Origin of the sequence: Jeotgalibacillus terrae (assembly GCF_016908195.1) — a bacterium.
Taxonomy (GTDB): domain Bacteria; phylum Bacillota; class Bacilli; order Bacillales; family Jeotgalibacillaceae; genus Jeotgalibacillus; species Jeotgalibacillus terrae.
Genome location: NZ_JAFBDK010000025.1, coordinates 23,062 through 38,691 on the forward strand (window position 1 = coordinate 23,062; position 15,630 = coordinate 38,691).

15 protein-coding genes, 16 tRNA genes and 1 rRNA gene are annotated in these 15,630 nt (G+C 43.5%); 4 read left to right on the forward strand and 28 right to left on the reverse strand.

The annotated features are described in order from the left end of the window. Entirely contained in the window at positions 1–612 is a 612-nt protein-coding gene (gene wrbA, locus JOD21_RS17430) for an NAD(P)H:quinone oxidoreductase type IV (RefSeq protein ID WP_204730810.1), read from the reverse strand. A 182-nt stretch (positions 613–794) separates the two neighbouring features. On the opposite strand from wrbA, the gene JOD21_RS17435 reads away from it, so the two are divergent. Next, entirely contained in the window at positions 795–1,325 is a 531-nt protein-coding gene (locus tag JOD21_RS17435; RefSeq protein WP_204730811.1) for a flavodoxin family protein, read from the forward strand. Between the two features lie 146 nt (positions 1,326–1,471). Continuing rightward, complete coding sequence (locus JOD21_RS17440; RefSeq protein WP_204730812.1) at positions 1,472–2,098, forward strand: nitroreductase family protein; 627 nt, start codon at positions 1,472–1,474, stop codon at positions 2,096–2,098. Between the two features lie 43 nt (positions 2,099–2,141). On the opposite strand, the gene JOD21_RS17445 is transcribed toward JOD21_RS17440, so the two are convergent. Beyond that, complete coding sequence (locus JOD21_RS17445) at positions 2,142–3,782, reverse strand: M20/M25/M40 family metallo-hydrolase (protein WP_204730813.1); 1,641 nt, start codon at positions 3,780–3,782, stop codon at positions 2,142–2,144. Positions 3,783–4,192: 410 nt separating this feature from the next. Between JOD21_RS17445 and JOD21_RS17450 the strand changes: the two genes are divergently transcribed. Beyond that, on the forward strand, positions 4,193–5,497 hold the full coding sequence (locus JOD21_RS17450) for an NCS2 family permease (RefSeq protein WP_204730814.1): 1,305 nt from the start codon (positions 4,193–4,195) through the stop codon (positions 5,495–5,497). An 18-nt stretch (positions 5,498–5,515) separates the two neighbouring features. Here the strand turns inward: JOD21_RS17450 and yhbH are convergent, their stop codons facing one another. From yhbH to queG, 9 genes are all read right to left on the reverse strand, one after another. Continuing rightward, the gene (gene yhbH / locus JOD21_RS17455; protein WP_204730815.1) at positions 5,516–6,643 is read right to left on the reverse strand and encodes a sporulation protein YhbH; all 1,128 of its coding nucleotides are present in this window, start codon (positions 6,641–6,643) and stop codon (positions 5,516–5,518) included. Between the two features lie 98 nt (positions 6,644–6,741). Continuing rightward, on the reverse strand, positions 6,742–7,047 hold the full coding sequence (locus tag JOD21_RS17460; protein ID WP_204730816.1) for a hypothetical protein: 306 nt from the start codon (positions 7,045–7,047) through the stop codon (positions 6,742–6,744). A 129-nt stretch (positions 7,048–7,176) separates the two neighbouring features. Continuing rightward, positions 7,177–7,347, reverse strand: a complete 171-nt coding sequence (locus JOD21_RS17465) for a hypothetical protein (protein WP_152614692.1) — start codon at positions 7,345–7,347, stop codon at positions 7,177–7,179. 453 nt (positions 7,348–7,800) lie between these two features. Then, a complete protein-coding gene (locus JOD21_RS17470; RefSeq protein WP_204730817.1) occupies positions 7,801–7,968 on the reverse strand; it encodes a hypothetical protein in 168 nt (55 codons plus the stop codon). A 50-nt stretch (positions 7,969–8,018) separates the two neighbouring features. After that, positions 8,019–9,914 carry a PrkA family serine protein kinase gene (locus JOD21_RS17475; protein ID WP_204730818.1) on the reverse strand — a complete coding sequence of 632 codons (1,896 nt, stop codon included), beginning with the start codon at positions 9,912–9,914 and terminating at the stop codon, positions 8,019–8,021. 297 nt (positions 9,915–10,211) lie between these two features. Further along, entirely contained in the window at positions 10,212–10,961 is a 750-nt protein-coding gene (nfsA, locus tag JOD21_RS17480) for an oxygen-insensitive NADPH nitroreductase (RefSeq protein ID WP_204730819.1), read from the reverse strand. A gap of 114 nt (positions 10,962–11,075) precedes the next feature. Continuing rightward, positions 11,076–11,549, reverse strand: a complete 474-nt coding sequence (trmL, locus tag JOD21_RS17485; RefSeq protein ID WP_204730820.1) for a tRNA (uridine(34)/cytosine(34)/5-carboxymethylaminomethyluridine(34)-2'-O)-methyltransferase TrmL — start codon at positions 11,547–11,549, stop codon at positions 11,076–11,078. A gap of 46 nt (positions 11,550–11,595) precedes the next feature. After that, complete coding sequence (locus JOD21_RS17490; RefSeq protein WP_204730821.1) at positions 11,596–12,054, reverse strand: amidase domain-containing protein; 459 nt, start codon at positions 12,052–12,054, stop codon at positions 11,596–11,598. 13 nt (positions 12,055–12,067) lie between these two features. After that, positions 12,068–13,198, reverse strand: a complete 1,131-nt coding sequence (queG, locus tag JOD21_RS17495; RefSeq protein ID WP_204730822.1) for a tRNA epoxyqueuosine(34) reductase QueG — start codon at positions 13,196–13,198, stop codon at positions 12,068–12,070. A gap of 63 nt (positions 13,199–13,261) precedes the next feature. Here queG and JOD21_RS17500 point away from each other — a divergent pair, with 63 nt between their 5' ends. Further along, entirely contained in the window at positions 13,262–13,912 is a 651-nt protein-coding gene (locus tag JOD21_RS17500) for a B3/B4 domain-containing protein (RefSeq protein WP_204730823.1), read from the forward strand. Between the two features lie 137 nt (positions 13,913–14,049). On the opposite strand, the gene JOD21_RS17505 is transcribed toward JOD21_RS17500, so the two are convergent. The 17 genes from JOD21_RS17505 to rrf form a co-directional block, all read right to left on the reverse strand. Beyond that, positions 14,050–14,123 (reverse strand) — tRNA-Gly (locus JOD21_RS17505). A gap of 6 nt (positions 14,124–14,129) precedes the next feature. Further along, positions 14,130–14,214: transfer RNA gene (locus JOD21_RS17510), tRNA-Leu, on the reverse strand. A gap of 60 nt (positions 14,215–14,274) precedes the next feature. After that, positions 14,275–14,348 (reverse strand) — tRNA-Cys (locus JOD21_RS17515). A 12-nt stretch (positions 14,349–14,360) separates the two neighbouring features. Next, positions 14,361–14,435: transfer RNA gene (locus JOD21_RS17520), tRNA-Gly, on the reverse strand. A gap of 6 nt (positions 14,436–14,441) precedes the next feature. Continuing rightward, positions 14,442–14,516 (reverse strand) — tRNA-Gln (locus JOD21_RS17525). 5 nt (positions 14,517–14,521) lie between these two features. Then, positions 14,522–14,597, reverse strand: a tRNA-His gene (locus JOD21_RS17530). Between the two features lie 19 nt (positions 14,598–14,616). After that, positions 14,617–14,690 (reverse strand) — tRNA-Trp (locus JOD21_RS17535). 5 nt (positions 14,691–14,695) lie between these two features. Beyond that, positions 14,696–14,779, reverse strand: a tRNA-Tyr gene (locus tag JOD21_RS17540). 7 nt (positions 14,780–14,786) lie between these two features. Beyond that, positions 14,787–14,862 (reverse strand) — tRNA-Thr (locus tag JOD21_RS17545). A gap of 6 nt (positions 14,863–14,868) precedes the next feature. Next, a tRNA-Phe gene (locus JOD21_RS17550) sits at positions 14,869–14,944 on the reverse strand. 62 nt (positions 14,945–15,006) lie between these two features. Continuing rightward, positions 15,007–15,082: transfer RNA gene (locus JOD21_RS17555), tRNA-Asp, on the reverse strand. A gap of 7 nt (positions 15,083–15,089) precedes the next feature. Beyond that, a tRNA-Met gene (locus JOD21_RS17560) sits at positions 15,090–15,163 on the reverse strand. Between the two features lie 18 nt (positions 15,164–15,181). Beyond that, a tRNA-Val gene (locus tag JOD21_RS17565) sits at positions 15,182–15,257 on the reverse strand. 24 nt (positions 15,258–15,281) lie between these two features. Next, positions 15,282–15,356: transfer RNA gene (locus JOD21_RS17570), tRNA-Glu, on the reverse strand. 9 nt (positions 15,357–15,365) lie between these two features. Continuing rightward, a tRNA-Ser gene (locus JOD21_RS17575) sits at positions 15,366–15,457 on the reverse strand. 1 nt (position 15,458) lies between these two features. Further along, positions 15,459–15,533, reverse strand: a tRNA-Asn gene (locus JOD21_RS17580). A gap of 5 nt (positions 15,534–15,538) precedes the next feature. Beyond that, a 5S ribosomal RNA gene (rrf, locus tag JOD21_RS17585) occupies positions 15,539–15,630 on the reverse strand; the annotation flags it as partial.

The window sequence follows — 15,630 nt, forward strand, 5'->3', positions numbered from 1 at the left end:
TTATGCTTTACCTGCGTTAACCCATTTTGCAACTTCTACTGTACGTTTTGCCTGGTATTTAACGCCGTCTTTAACGTCTTCCTGCATATTGCCATCCTGATCGACTGTAACGCTTGTACCGTACGGGTTACCACCTGAAGCGAATGTAACCGGATCAGAATAGCCTGGTGCTGCAATAATTGCGCCCCAATGCATCATAGTTGTGTAAAGGTTCAGAATGGTTGCTTCCTGACCTCCGTGTGGATTTTGAGCAGAACTCATACCGCTGACAACCTTATTCACAAGCTTACCATTGAACCACAGGCCACCTGTTGTATCAATAAAGTTTTTCATTTGTGCCGGCATCGTACCGTAACGTGTCGGAATACTGAAAATGTATGCGTCTGCCCATTCAAGATCATTTAATGTGACAACGGGTACATCTTTTGTTTCTTCATAATGATCTTTCCACGCAGGATTTGATGCAATGGCCTGCTGCGGAGCAGTTTCCTCAACTTTTAATACCTTAACTTCAGCACCGGATTCCTTCGCTGCTTCTTCTGCCCACTTGGCAAGCTGATAATTTGTTCCTGTTGAACTGTAATAAATAATCGCTAATTTGACGTTTGACATTTCACAATCACTCCTTGATTCGATTTTAATTTTCTGAAAATGATTTCACGCTTTATATTATTTCCTTAAATCACCTAAAATAAACATAGTTTCGAAAATCTCAGTTTCAAAGTATCATAACAAGGTCATTGACATAGAATGTTGAAAGGTTACAATTCGAGTAAAAAGGAGGAATCATTTAAATGACTTTATTGATTATTAGTGGAAGCTCACGTGAAAAGAGTAATTCAGAGTATTTCGCAGAGAAAGCAGCTGCTTCTTATAAAGGTGAAGTAAAGTGGATAAAATTGAGAGAGCTGAATATTCAGCAGATTCATGACCAGCGGCATGATGAATACGGCTTTACCCCGGTAGATGATGATCACACTCAAGTGGTTGAATCTATGCTTTCTGCCGATGCTGTCCTCTTTGCTACACCGTTATACTGGTATGGCATGAGTGGCTATATGAAAACGTTCATTGACAGGTGGTCACAGGCAATGAGAGATCCTGATCTGGACTTTAAAGAGCGGATGAAAAACACACCTTCCTATGTGATCACTTGCGGCGGCGATCAGGTTGATATTAAAGGACTGCCGCTGATTTTGCAGTTTAAACATATTTTCGAATTCACAGGAATGGACTTTAAAAAATATTTTATCGGAGAAGCAAGAAAGCCCGGTGATGCTTCAAAGAGTAATAGACTTCATCAGCTGGAGCAGTTTTTCGACTAATTCAGTTAATGATTAACCCGGATGAAGGTGACCTGGTACGTCCATCTTATTTCTTGACAATCACCATTTTTATATACTATAGTGGGCGCTGATAACTTAAAGTAACTCATTTTTAATAGATATACTTTTTTAGGAGGAACCCCACTATGGCTTCAACAACTTTAGAGAAAAATGTACTCGATGTTCTTTTTGAAAGAAGAGCAACTAAACAATATGATCCGGAAGCTGAGATCAGCCGTGAAGAGCTGAATGAGCTTCTTCAAGCAATGGGACAAGCCCCGTCAGCATGGAACCTTCAGCACTGGAAGTTTCTCGCTTTCCACAACCCTGAATCTCAGGAACGCCTGCTGCCAATCGCTTATAACCAGCAGCAGATTACTGATGCTTCAGCCGTTATAGCTGTGCTTGGCGATCTTCGTGCAAACGAAAATGTAGATGCAGTTTTCGATCCTGCTGTTGAAGAAGGGGCAATGTCTGAGGAGATCAAACAGGCATTGAATGGACAGATTCAGGGTGCTTACGAGAATGAACAGTTTGCACGCGATGCAGCTTTTTCAAATGCTTCACTTGCTGCAATGCAGTTCATGATTGCTGCAAAAGCGAAGGGCTGGGATACGTGCCCGATCGGCGGATTCAGCGATGCAGGACTGGTTGAAGAATTCGAGATCTCTGACCGTTATGTACCTGTGATGCTGATTACAGTTGGTAAAGCGGCTAAAGAGCCCCGCAAATCCGGCAGAATGAGTATTGATGACTTAGTTGAATATGTATAATAGTAAAGGGCTGAGACAAATTTGTCTCAGCCCTTCATTATAATTATTTCACCAGATCTTTAGCGAAGTCTTTAATCAGTCCTGGTAATATCCCAAAAGTGTATGGTTTATAGACACGCTCTGTCCATTTATGTCCGTCACGGCCGTAGACGCCGATGTTGATTGATGGGATGTTCAGTTCGCGGATCAGGTGCACAGGTACCGGGTAGAGATCCTGCATGCGCGGAATATTTCTTTTTAACATTTCAATCGCTTCTTCTGACTCATGAAGTGACAGGAAGCTTCCATCTGCAAGGTACGGGAAAAAGCGCTTAGTAACAAATTCTTCTCCTTCTCTTTCTGTGGTAGCCTGCAAATGTTTTTCAAGCTTTTTTATAATATCTGCCCCATGCTCATTTTTATCACTCAAATAATTATGAGGAAGAAACGGCGGTGCGAAAAACATGAGTACACGCGGTGTTTTTTCAGGATCAAGCTGCTGCAATGCTTCAGCCAATGCAAAAGCTGCCTCCCGCTTGTCCTTCCCCTTGTATTTTTTCACTACTTCATTTAACTTACTTTCCACATCGATCCCCTGCGCTCTCAAGGACGATTCCAGCTCGCTGAATGTACAGACATCCATCTGAAAGTTCCAGTCACTTGGCGGGAAACCATGCTTTATGCGGAAGTCTCTGTATTTTTTTGTACTCTCTCTACTGATCTCATACACTGCCTCTATAGAAATTTTTCGCAGCTTCTCAAGTACGTCCTGTGCTGTCTGTTCAAATACGAAATAGTTGAAGTACAGGTGAGCACTGATGGCAGTCTGCACATTATAATCTTTTTTATCGTCCTTAAAATGAAGACAGGCCGGCGGAAGCACATACTCCCCTTCGAGATCTTCAGCAAGGTCAATATTTTGATTAATTCTGCGGTTAAGCTCTGCCCCAATCCGGGTCGGGTCAATCGACGTCAGCACATCTCCAACGTGCGCTTCCCTTCCGTATATATAAAAGCATGGAAGTACCTTCCCCGCTGCACCTGTATAAATGTATTTCGTGCGGTCACCGTCATACATCGGTGCGATAAAATCATTATTGATCGCTGCCACATAATCGAGGTTCATCTCTTGCTTCAGACGTGCGAGTTCATGAAGCGCTCCAAGCATCCCTGCATGTTCACTCTCTTCATCAGGATTAAATAAAAACAGCATATGGCCGTCCCTGTCTTCTCCAGATAACTGCAGGAGGTTCACCAGATGAATCGCCGCCCCGCTTTGCATATCAAGTGATCCCCTGCCAAAAAGCCACTCTCCAGAACCGGCCTCCTGCCTGACGCGATAATCTCCCGGAAATCCCTTAAAGAATTCTTCAAGACTGTCCGGGTCATGAGCCATCTGCTGCAGTGATCCGAAATCTTCTGTGCCGACAGTATCAATATGACTGTGAAACAACACAGTTTTATCTGAGCCACCGGGCAGCATCGCCCAGACATTTTTTCTGCCTATCGGGTCATCTTTTATATCCTGAATCCACACATGTTCAGGATTTTCCTGAAAATAAGGAAATGAAGAAATCCACTTAAAAATCTGCTCTACTTTATGTACTTCACCCTGTGACCCCGTATAACTCTTCATTGCAATCAGCTTTCTTGTGATGAATTCAGCCTGTTCAGGCACAGATAAATGCTGTATATCGCGAAACATCCTATTACCCCCTGCTCTCTTTTCATTCATCTTAATGGAAGGACGAACCGATTGAAAGCAGGTTTGTGTGAAATCATCATCTTAAATAAAATTTATTAAGAATATGGGTACGTTAAAGACCAATGTTGTTCTAGCACAGCTGGTGATTGCAGCGGAAGGGGGACGACTCCAGCATGAGAAGCGTGACAGGTGAGACCCCGCAGAAGCGTAGCTTCGAGGAGGTGCGATTGAATCGGAGCCACAAGACGGCTCATGCGGAAAGCGTTCCCCTGGAGCGGAAATCAACAGCCATCTTTAACAGAGCCAATAATATAAAAAAATTTGATCAAAAGGGTTGAATCTTACGTTATAAACGAATATTATATAACTTGTGCTTTTAAACGTTCGTATTTTAATAAAGGACTGATATGATGTTTCGCTTTCATTTAAAAGAAAATAATACAACTGTTAAAACAGAGCTTTTAGCAGGCTTTACCACATTTATGACAATGGTCTATATTGTTGTTGTGAATCCGATTATCCTCTCAAGTGCAGGTGTGCCTTTTGACCAAGTATTTCTTGCAACGATTATTGCAACGGTCATTGGAACACTCTGGATGGCGTTAATGGCCAATTATCCGATTGCCATTGCACCCGGTATGGGACTCAATGCATACTTTGCCTTTTCAGTTGTCGGCACTAATACGAATATTACGTACGAGGTTGCCTTTGCGGCAGTATTTGTTGCCGGTGTGATCTTTACGATTCTTTCTCTGACTTCTTTCAGAAAAAAGCTCATTGAAGCGATTCCTGATAACCTGAAACACGGCATTACAGCCGGAATCGGTTTATTCATTGCTTTTATCGGTATGAGAATGACAGGTATTATTGTTGCACATCCGGATAACCTTGTCGCACTCGGCGACCTTCATTCACCTTCAGTCATTCTGGCATTTACGGGCCTTGCAGTTACACTGATTTTAATGGCTTTAAATGTCAACGGCGCACTGTTCATTGGAATGATCGTGACGGGTGCAATTGCCTATTTTACAGGACAGCTCGAATTCAACGGTGTAGTTGCACTGCCAAGCCTGCCTGAAGGAATTATTATTTCCAATCCGATTGCAGCATTTGGGGATGTCATTGAATATGGTTTATTCGCTGTCGTCTTTTCATTCCTGTTAGTCACAATCTTTGATACTACCGGTACGATGATTGGTGTCGCTCAGCAGGCCGGTCTGATGAAAGGCAAAACAATGCCGCGCGCCCGTCAGGCACTGTTAGCTGATTCAATCGCTGCTACAGCAGGCGCAATGGTTGGTACAAGTCCGACTTCAGCCTACATCGAATCATCATCAGGTGTTGCAGCAGGCGGCCGTACGGGACTGACTACTGTAACGGTTTCAGTATTATTCATTGCAGCAGCCTTTTTCGGACCGCTCGTCAGTGCTGTATCAGGCGTTTCAGCGATTACTGCTCCTGCACTGATTATCGTCGGCAGTCTGATGATGAGCAGCATCTCCCACATTAAATGGGGTGAGATTGATGAAGCGTTTCCTGCATTTCTGATTATCCTGAGTATGCCGCTGACATCAAGTATTGCAACAGGCATCGCGCTTGGATTTATCTCTTATCCAATTTTAAAAATCGTTAAAGGTAAATGGAGAGACGTTCACTTCCTTGTCTATTTATTTGCAGTGCTGTTCGCTTATCAGCTCGTTTTTCTTCCACATTAAAAAGAAAATCCCGCGTCCTCAGACGTGGGATTTTTTACTGAGAAAATATTTTAACGCATCAAGTACTTCCGTTTTCCTTCTCATAATAAATGTCCGGATCTCTTCCTCTTCCGCTTTTGCAAAAACAGACATGAGAGAAGACTGGCGATGATACTGACTTACTTCCCCATACCCGACCATATTGCAATGTTCAGCGAGTTTTTGAATCAGCGGCAGACACTTCTCATTATCTGAAGTCAGGTTATCACCGTCTGAAATGTGAAAGGCATAGACATTATATCTTTCCTGCGGATAATCACTCCCCACAATATCAAGCGCTTTTCTGTACGCCGACGAACAGATCGTCCCGCCGCTTTCTCCTTTTGTAAAAAACGTTTCCTCCTCGACTTCTTTCGCTTCTGTATGATGTGAAATAAACCTGATTTCTACATGTGCATAATGAAGGTTCAAAAACTTTACGAGCCAGAAGAAAAAGCTCCTCGCAATATACTTCTCAAACATGCCCATTGACCCGCTCGTATCCATCATCGCAATGACGGCAGCTTTTGACTCTTTTTCTTTTGATTCCGTCCACGTTTTATAACGGATATCTTCAGGAAGAATTGGATGAAATCCTGCTTCCCCATTCATCGCATTACGTTTGAACGCTGTCATCATGGTTTTCTTTTTATCAATATTGCCAGTGAGTCCTTTTGTTCTGATATCAGTGAACTGTATCCCTTCTTTTGAAGCCTCTACTTCTTCTTTCTGCTTAAAATCAGGAAGTTCAAGCTGACTGAACAGGGCGGTCTCAATTTCTTCAATGGATACCTCCGCCTCCACATAATCTTCACCCGGTTCACTGCCCGCCTGTCTTCCTCCCCCATCACGAGATCTTGCAATAATATCTCCTTCCCCGCTGTCTCCGTTACCCTGGCCTATATGCTTCTTTTTTGAATGATCATAGCGGATTTTATATTCATCAAGTGACCGCACTGGAATCTTCACTGTTTTTTTGCCATCTGACATAATGACATTTTCTTCTGTGATCAGTTCGGGGAGTCTGTCTTTTACTGCCTGCTGGATTTTCCTGTTGTGTCTCTTCTGGTCTTCCTGGCCCTGCTGATGCAGGGACCAGTCTTCTTTTGATACGGTAGAACCCTGCATATATCGCCTCACCCTTCATCTTTTCTTTATTGTATGAGGGCAGGCTTAAATTATTGCTTATGATTTCAGGGAAAAGAAAAAGGCCTGCTTAGCAGACCTTAGAAACTCTTCTCTTTTGCTGTTGAACGTGAGGCATCAAGCAGCAGGATGATTGCTGTGATGACGTGCATGATAAATCCAAGCAGCGGTACAAATCCGAATACAGATGTAAAGATTCCGAAAATGCTTCCTGTTTTTGATGTAAATTCACGTGCAGCGAATATTAAAGCGACAATATGCAGTGCCAGCATAATCCATAATAACGACCAGCCTGTTGAGATAATCAGCGTACCTCCGAGAAATGGAATCGCCAGCACAGCCTCAAGACTGCCCGTCACCCACTTCATTATTGTTGAAATCTTCATTCATCATCAAGTCCTTTCTATAAATACGATATTAAAAGGCACAGTGCTTCATTTCAATTGATACCTCTTATACGTATTCCCTATTTAAAAAGTTTCAAAAAAAATAACCAGTTTTTCTGACTGGTTATTTCAAGACTTCTCTTCATATTGAATTGGATCAGACAATTTCTTACTTGACTTTAACTCCCCGCCTGACCGGATCTTCTCCATCTGCTTACCGAGCATCACCAGTTCTTCCATATTACTCGCCATACTACCATTCACCGGCTCAAGCTCCTTAAAATACTCTCTGCCTGGCATAAAAAATCGCCTCCGAATTTTTATATATTGTATCATTATTAGAAAATTCAGTCAAATACTGAAAAGTGAAGGGCGCTCGTTCAGCTCCGACAGGCATAAGACACGGGGCGGAAAACGGGTGCTCTTTCCCGTTTACCGCTTCGTGGTTTATGACCCGAGGAGCTAGCGCCAAAAAGATTTTTGGGTTAAAGTGTCTGCTGTCCGAAAAAATAGAAAGGTCATTGAATTAACATGAAAGATGATAGATAAAATTTAAAAGCTCATCGATATATCCAAGAGATCATGAGCAGAAGTTGAATAAACCCGATTGCTGATTGAATTATATTAAAAGGTCAAGGATAAATCCCAAAAGCTGATTGAATGAATACCCTACTCTTTCAAATACTTATACCACTCACTTCATTCTATTCTCAAACCAGAGCCCGCTAAAAGACCGCAAAAAAAGAAGAGGATCTACTCCTCTTCTTCATACTGCTCAGTCCCGGGTTCGCGGTGCTTTTTTAATTGTTCATTCGTTCTCATCTTCTCCATTTGGCGACCCAGCTGATCCATTTCCTCAAGATCACTCGCCATAGAACTATTATCAGGAATATCGTTTTTCAACTCTTCTTTCTTAGCCATTGATCATCACCTCTACTGTCCCATTACCCTCATTATCGTTTCAAAAAACGCTACCGATTTAACAATGATCCTACATATTTAAGCAGATCATTCGCGCTTGTTGGATTGTATCCATACTCATCAATCAGCCTTGCAATCACTTCATTCATTTTCTTCAATTGCAGCTCATCAGGTGTTTTAGATGAAGTTGTGATCTTGACCACATCTTTTAAATCAGTAAACAGCTTTTTCTGAATTGCCTCTTTCAGACGGCTGTGGGACTGGTAATCAAATCGTTTACCTTTCCTCGCAAATGCTGAAATTCTGATGAGTATCTCTTCACGGAATGCTTTTTTCGCATTTTCCGACACACCGATCTGCTCCTCAATTGAACGCATCAGCCGCTCATCAGGATGCATCTCTTCACCTGTTAATGGATCCTTCAGTTTTGACTTATGGCAATAAGCTTCAACATTATCAAGATAATTATCCATTAGCGTTTTTGCAGATTCTTCATAAGAATAGACAAACGCTTTCTGAACTTCTTTTTTAGCCAGGTCATCAAATTCTTTTCTCGCAAATGAAATACATGTCAGGTAATGCTCCCTGCTTTCTTTTGAAATGGAGGCATGCTGATCAAAGCCTTCTTTTAGCGACCTTAACACATCGAGTGCATTAATTGAGGACAGTTCCTTCTTAATAATTGTCGAAGAGATCCGGTTGAGCACGTAACGGGGATCAATCCCTTCCATCCCTTCGCCGGTGTGCTCCCGCTTCAGCTCTTCAACATCAGCCTCTCCAAAGCCTTCAACCGATTCTCCGTCATACATTTTCATTTTACTGATCAGATTAATGTCTTTTCTCTTTGGCTCCTTCAGTCGTGTCAGCACAGTAAAGATCGCTGCTGTCCGTAGTGTATGCGGCGCAATATGCACATCTGCTACATCACTTTGTGAAATCAGCTTCTCATAAATTTTCTCTTCCTCAGACACTCGAAGATTATAAGGCATCGGCATGACAATCATTCTCGAATGCAGCGCTTCATTTTTCTTATTCGAAATAAACGAGCGGTACTCTGTTTCGTTCGTATGGGCGACGATCATTTCATCTGCAGAAATGAGCGCAAATCTTCCCGCTTTAAAATTTCCTTCCTGCGTCAGTGAAAGTAAGTGCCATAAAAATTTCTCATCACACTTTAACATTTCCTGAAACTCCATCAGTCCGCGGTTTGCCTTATTTAATTCCCCGTCAAAACGGTAGGCGCGCGGATCTGACTCTGATCCGTATTCAGCAATTGTTGAAAAGTCCAGGCTCCCTGTCAGGTCTGCAATATCCTGTGACTTTGGATCAGACGGGCTGAACGTGCCGATCCCTGTTCGTTTATCCTCCGAAAAGAACACCCGCTCCACCGGAACATCCTCAATTCTGTTACCAAATTCCTTTTCGAGTCTCATCATATTTAACGGCGACAGATGCCCTTCAATTCGGACGCCGTATTCTTTAAAAAAGTCCTCTCTTAGCGCTTCAGGAATTAAGTGAAGCGGATCTTCATGCATCGGACACCCTTTAATCGCATATACAGCACCGCGGTCAGTCCTTGTATATTGCTCCAGTCCTCTTTTTAAAAGGGTAACAAGTGTTGATTTTCCACCGCTTACAGGACCCATCAGTAAAAGGATTCTCTTTTTCACGTCAAGCCGTCTTGCCGCCGGGTGAAAGTACTCTTCCACGAGCCGCTCAAGTGCTTCTTCAAGCCCGAATAGATGACGATTAAAAAACCGGTAGCTTTTTCTCCCGTTGATCTGTTCGGTTCCAGCATCTTTGATCATATGATAAATCCTGGAATGTGCAGATTGTGCAATCCAGGGCCTGCTTTTAAGCATCTGTAAATAATCGGAGAAGGTCCCTTCCCATTTCAGCATCGACTCTTCAAGCTGATAGTCTGCCACCCGTTTTAACATATCCATCTGATTCTCCCCCTCTTCGCTCTCATATAAAACGGTATGCAGCTCATGCTGTATTCATGAGCAAAGTAGGATGAATTATGCATATTCACAGGACAGTCATTTCTTTATTCAGTATAATCATGTATACTTAAACATATATGACATGATTCATACTTTATCTGGGAGGTATATGAGATGGGTACAGCACTTATTCTAGGTATTTGTGTAGCATTCCTTGCAGCAATCTTTACAGCCGGTTATAACGATAAGCCGGGCAAGACTAAAAACAACTAAAAAAAAGCTGCGATCGCAGCTTTTTTATTTTTTGGCGAAAAGTTTCCCTTCCACGAAATCCTTCATATACATTCTGTTTTTCTTCTGCAGCATAGCTGCCATCTGTTGAGTCCATTTATCGGACCTTTTCCCTGAAGTACGATCGTGATAATATGCAGAGATGGCTTCATTATATTCATCAAGCTCCTGCTTCACAGTTTCTTCCTGATGTCTGTAACTGTTTTCGTGATAGATCGTCTGAAATGGCATTCTCGGTTTTACAGCCGTTTCCTGATCCGGCACGCCAACTGTTAAGCCAAACAGTGGAACCACATGTTCAGGCGTTTCCAGCAGCTCAGAAACCTCAGGCAGATTATTCCTCAGCCCGCCGATATAGCAGATACCAAGCCCCATCGATTCAGCTGCCACAGCTGCATTTTGCGCTGCAAGTGAAGCATCAATGACTGACACCATGAACTTTTCCATCGACGTAATCGAATCTTCCACATCCGCTTGTTCCCACTGACCAATTAAGGAATGTCTGTACAGATCTGCACAGAATACGAAGAAATGTCCGCTATCTGATACATAATCCTGTCCGCCTGCGAGTTCAGCCAGCTTCTTCTTTTTATCAGGATCTGTTACCCCAATAATTGAGTAGGCCTGTATAAAACTTGAAGTTGATGCCATCTGGGCAGCTTCCACAATCATCTGAACTTGCTCAGGTGATAACTTTTCATCCTTAAACTTTCTGACAGATCTGTGATTTAACATCGTTTCAATTGTCTCGTTCATACTTATCTCCACCTTTCATACTCTAACCTTCATTAAGTGTAGCGTTTTGGAATACAGCGATTCAAATATTAAGCATTAAAAAAAGCCATAGTCTAAACGACTATGACTGTACCTTCACCCAAGTGAAGGGAAATTCTGCTGTCTCAGCGCTTCATATACAAGAATTGCTGCTGTATTCGATAAGTTCAGTGAACGCACATGTTCATTCATTGGAATACGAAGCGCGCGGTCTTTATTATTTTCAATGACATCATCCGGTAACCCTGATGTCTCCCGTCCGAAAATAAAGTAGTAATCTTTTTTCACGTCACTATAATCAAACGTCGAGTGCGGCTGCGTGCCATACTTGGTCAGATAAAAATAATCTCCGCCCTCACTTGCCTGATAGAAATCCTCAAGCGAATCATGGTAATGAATATCAACATGCTGCCAGTAATCAAGTCCTGCACGTTTGAGCATTTTATCATCTGTAGAAAAGCCAAGCGGCCTGATTAAATGTAGTGATGTACCGGTTGCTGCGCAGGTACGTGCAATATTACCTGTATTAGCAGGAATCTCCGGCTGATATAAAACAACGTGTAATCCCAATTTCTTCACCTCATCGTCTATTTCGGCTGAGCCATTCTCTATTCTATCACGAAAGGTGAAAAAAATAATACCTGATCGATGGTGAATAAGCAGCTGAATCACTATATGTCCATAATCTGTGCCTGCTGTCATTGGTGTGGGCATTCACATAAGGTACGCCTGAGTCAATAACCGTCACAATTGCAGTATGATCTACTCTGCCATCTCCCGCGAAATCATAGCAGATGACATCTCCAATCTTCAGCATAGAAGCATCTGACACTCTTTCAGCTGCTTCCTCAAGAAACCAGCGCATAGAGTGTGCAACTGCCCAGATTAGACTCCACTGTCCTCCCTGCAGCCACCAGCCCCTGTAACGGTCAGGATATCCTCTCATCACGAGTCCGCCTGCAAGAAGACATTGAGAGACAAAGTTCGTACAGTCTACAGGAAAAGCCGGAAATGCAGGATTTCTTTTATTCCACCACTCCTCAGCATATTCAGCAGCAAGTACGCCATTATACATACACTTACACCCCTCACTTACAAAGTGATAAGCCTTTATCGATCTCTTTTAACACCTCTGCGTCCTGTTCAAGATCCTTTTGCTTTAAAAGCATCTTCTCAACTTCTTCCCCACCGATTTTCCCTGCAGCCCAGGCAGCAGTCCCTCTCATTACAGGACGCACATCATGCTGCATCACTTCAAAAATAGAGGGCAGTGCTGACTCCTCTTTAAAATGAGCAAGCGCAATCAGGGCATTACGCTGAATCGGCTTTTTGCCTCTCCAGGAACCTGATACGTGACCAAAACTTTCTTTAAACTCTCTGTTGCTGATTGTTAAAAGCGGTTCAAGCAGCGGCTTCGCAATCTCAGAGTCCGGTTCAAATTCGGGATGGACATGCATATCAATCCCTTTATTTTTGGGACAAACGGTCTGACACGTATCACATCCATACAGCCTATTCCCAATTTTAGAACGATATTCATCAGGGAGAAAATCCTTCGTCTGAGTCAAAAATGCGATACACTTTTTCGCATCCAGCTGTCCTCCTTGAACAAGTGCCCCAGTCGGGCATACATCCACGCATAAATTACAATCTCCGCATTGATCCTCCATCGGTTCATCCGGACTGAAAGGTATATTTGTAATCATTTCACCTAAATAAACATAAGAACCAAACTCAGGCGTAATAATAGAACAGTTTTTAGCACTCCACCCAACACCTGCCCTTTCAGCAACAGCACGATCTACAAGTTCACCCGTATCAACCATCGATTTCATTCTGGCATCAGGTACTCTTTCCTGTATAAATTGCTCAAGGCGCTCAAGCGCTTTTCGTAAAACAGTGTGATAATCCTCTCCCCAGGATGCCCTCGCAAAAATACCTCTGCGCTCACCTTTTTTACTTCTCGGTGCATCCTTCATTTTAGAAGGATATGCTAACGCTATAGAAATAATTGACTTAGGCTCATGCATTAATAACGAAGGGGTCACACGCTTATCAATATCCTTTTCTTCAAAACCCGACTGATAATTCAGCGCTTCCTGTCTGATCAGCCGGCCTTTTAGATCAGAAAAGAAATCCGCACTCGTAAAGCCGATTTTATCAATACCAAGTTCGTCAGCATGATCAATTATTTCCTGTTTTAAAGCATCATAGTTCATTCTAATCCCCCTTTCTATATGGACATGGTAAACTGAATGCATACAAAAGGAGTTGACCACCTTATGGAAGTTTCAGTTCATTCATCACTATCAAATTATTCGTTCGGTATCATTCATTATCGAAACGTCACCGTCAGCGACTCACCTCAAATGCTAAAAGGACGGCTTCAATTATTTCAGGAATCACTATTTTTTGACCTGAAGGATAAAAAGCCAACTGACTTTGAAGGAATTGCTGAATGGAGACAATTATTTAAACAGTTCGGGAAAGATCCCAACAGGTATAGACCAAGTACGGAAGCACTTCTTAGAAGAATATCAAAACAAAACTATCTGCCGAGTGCCAATTCAGCAGTTGACCTGAATAATTTCTTTTCCCTGCAATATGAAACGCCTCTTGGTATATATGATGCCCAGAATATCAGCGGCCCTGTTGAACTCAGAGTCGGCAGCAGAAACGAACAATTTGAAGGCTTAAACGGCAGAGAAAATTCTGCTGAAAACCTGATTATCGCTGCTGATGATCATGGACCCTTCGGAAGCCCCTGCGTCGATTCACTCAGAACCTCCGTTAGCAGAGAAACGACTGAAGCAGTACATATCATCTACTTCAGACCTTCCCTCCCGGCTGCGGATCAGGAAAAGCTGCTTGACTCATTAAAGCATATGTTTATCCAGGTAAATGGCGGTACTGCCACATCACAAATTGTTTAAGGATATTATATCATCTGGACCCGCCCGATCAAAAAGCCTCATCATATATAGATGGGGCTCTTTAAATTGTTTTGGTCATATAAAAAAACGCAACGCTTCGTTTTAGATAAACGAAACACTGCGTTGGTTATGTATGTTGGAGCGGGTGATGAGAATCGAACTCACGACATCAGCTTGGAAGGCTGAGGTTTTACCACTAAACTACACCCGCAAATGCTGGTACCGATGGCCGGGGTCGAACCGGCACTCCCGAAGGAACACGATTTTGAGTCGTGCGCGTCTGCCAATTCCGCCACATCGGCATGACAATATGAATATTATCATACTCATGCATGTATTACAAATCAGATCATTTTATTTTTTGGAGGCGGTAACCGGACTCGAACCGGTGATAAGGGTTTTGCAGACCCGTGCCTTACCACTTGGCTATACCGCCAAAAACAAAAAATGGAGCGGAAGACGAGATTCGAACTCGCGACCCCCACCTTGGCAAGGTGGTGTTCTACCACTGAACTACTCCCGCAAAAAATGGCTGGGCTAGCTGGATTCGAACCAACGCATGACGGAGTCAAAGTCCGTTGCCTTACCGCTTGGCTATAGCCCAATATATGGGGCGACTGATGGGAATCGAACCCACGAATGCCGGAACCACAATCCGGTGCGTTAACCACTTCGCCACAATCGCCGTAATGTTATTTTAAAATTGGCAGGGGCAGTAGGAATCGAACCCACACCGGAGGTTTTGGAGACCTCTGTTCTACCTTTAAACTATGCCCCTATGAATGGTGGAGGGGGGCAGATTCGAACTGCCGAACCCGAAGGAGCGGATTTACAGTCCGCCGCGTTTAGCCACTTCGCTACCCCTCCATATGAATGGTGCCGGCAAGAGGACTTGAACCCCCAACCTACTGATTACAAGTCAGTTGCTCTACCAGTTGAGCTACACCGGCAACACATGGTGGCTTTGGACGGAATCGAACCGCCGACACATGGATTTTCAGTCCATTGCTCTACCAACTGAGCTACAAAGCCAAATATTTAAGCATTTTCTATCTTACTATGTAAATAAGTTTTTTTCAACTGCGAGTTAAAAATGGCGGTCCCGACCGGGATCGAACCGGCGATCTCCTGCGTGACAGGCAGGCATGTTAACCGCTACACCACGGGACCAAGGTAATTGCGGGGGCAGGATTTGAACCTGCGACCTTCGGGTTATGAGCCCGACGAGCTACCGAACTGCTCCACCCCGCGACGATATAAAATTAATAATGGTGGAGAATGACGGGCTCGAACCGCCGACCCTCTGCTTGTAAGGCAGATGCTCTCCCAGCTGAGCTAATTCTCCAGGGAAGTTGTCTTAAAATATAATTGGTGACCCGTACGGGATTCGAACCCGTGTTACCGCCGTGAAAGGGCGGTGTCTTAACCACTTGACCAACGGGCCAGTATGCAATGGCGGAGAGCAAGGGATTCGAACCCTTGAGACAGCGGTAGCCGCCTACACGATTTCCAATCGTGCTCCTTCGACCTCTCGGACAGCTCTCCATGGCTCCACAGGTAGGACTCGAACCTACGACCGATCGGTTAACAGCCGATTGCTCTACCACTGAGCTACTGTGGAATAATGCCTAGCGACGTCCTACTCTCACAGGGGGAAACCCCCAACTACCATCGGCGCTGAAGAGCTTAACTTCCGTGTTCGGCATGGGAACGGGTGT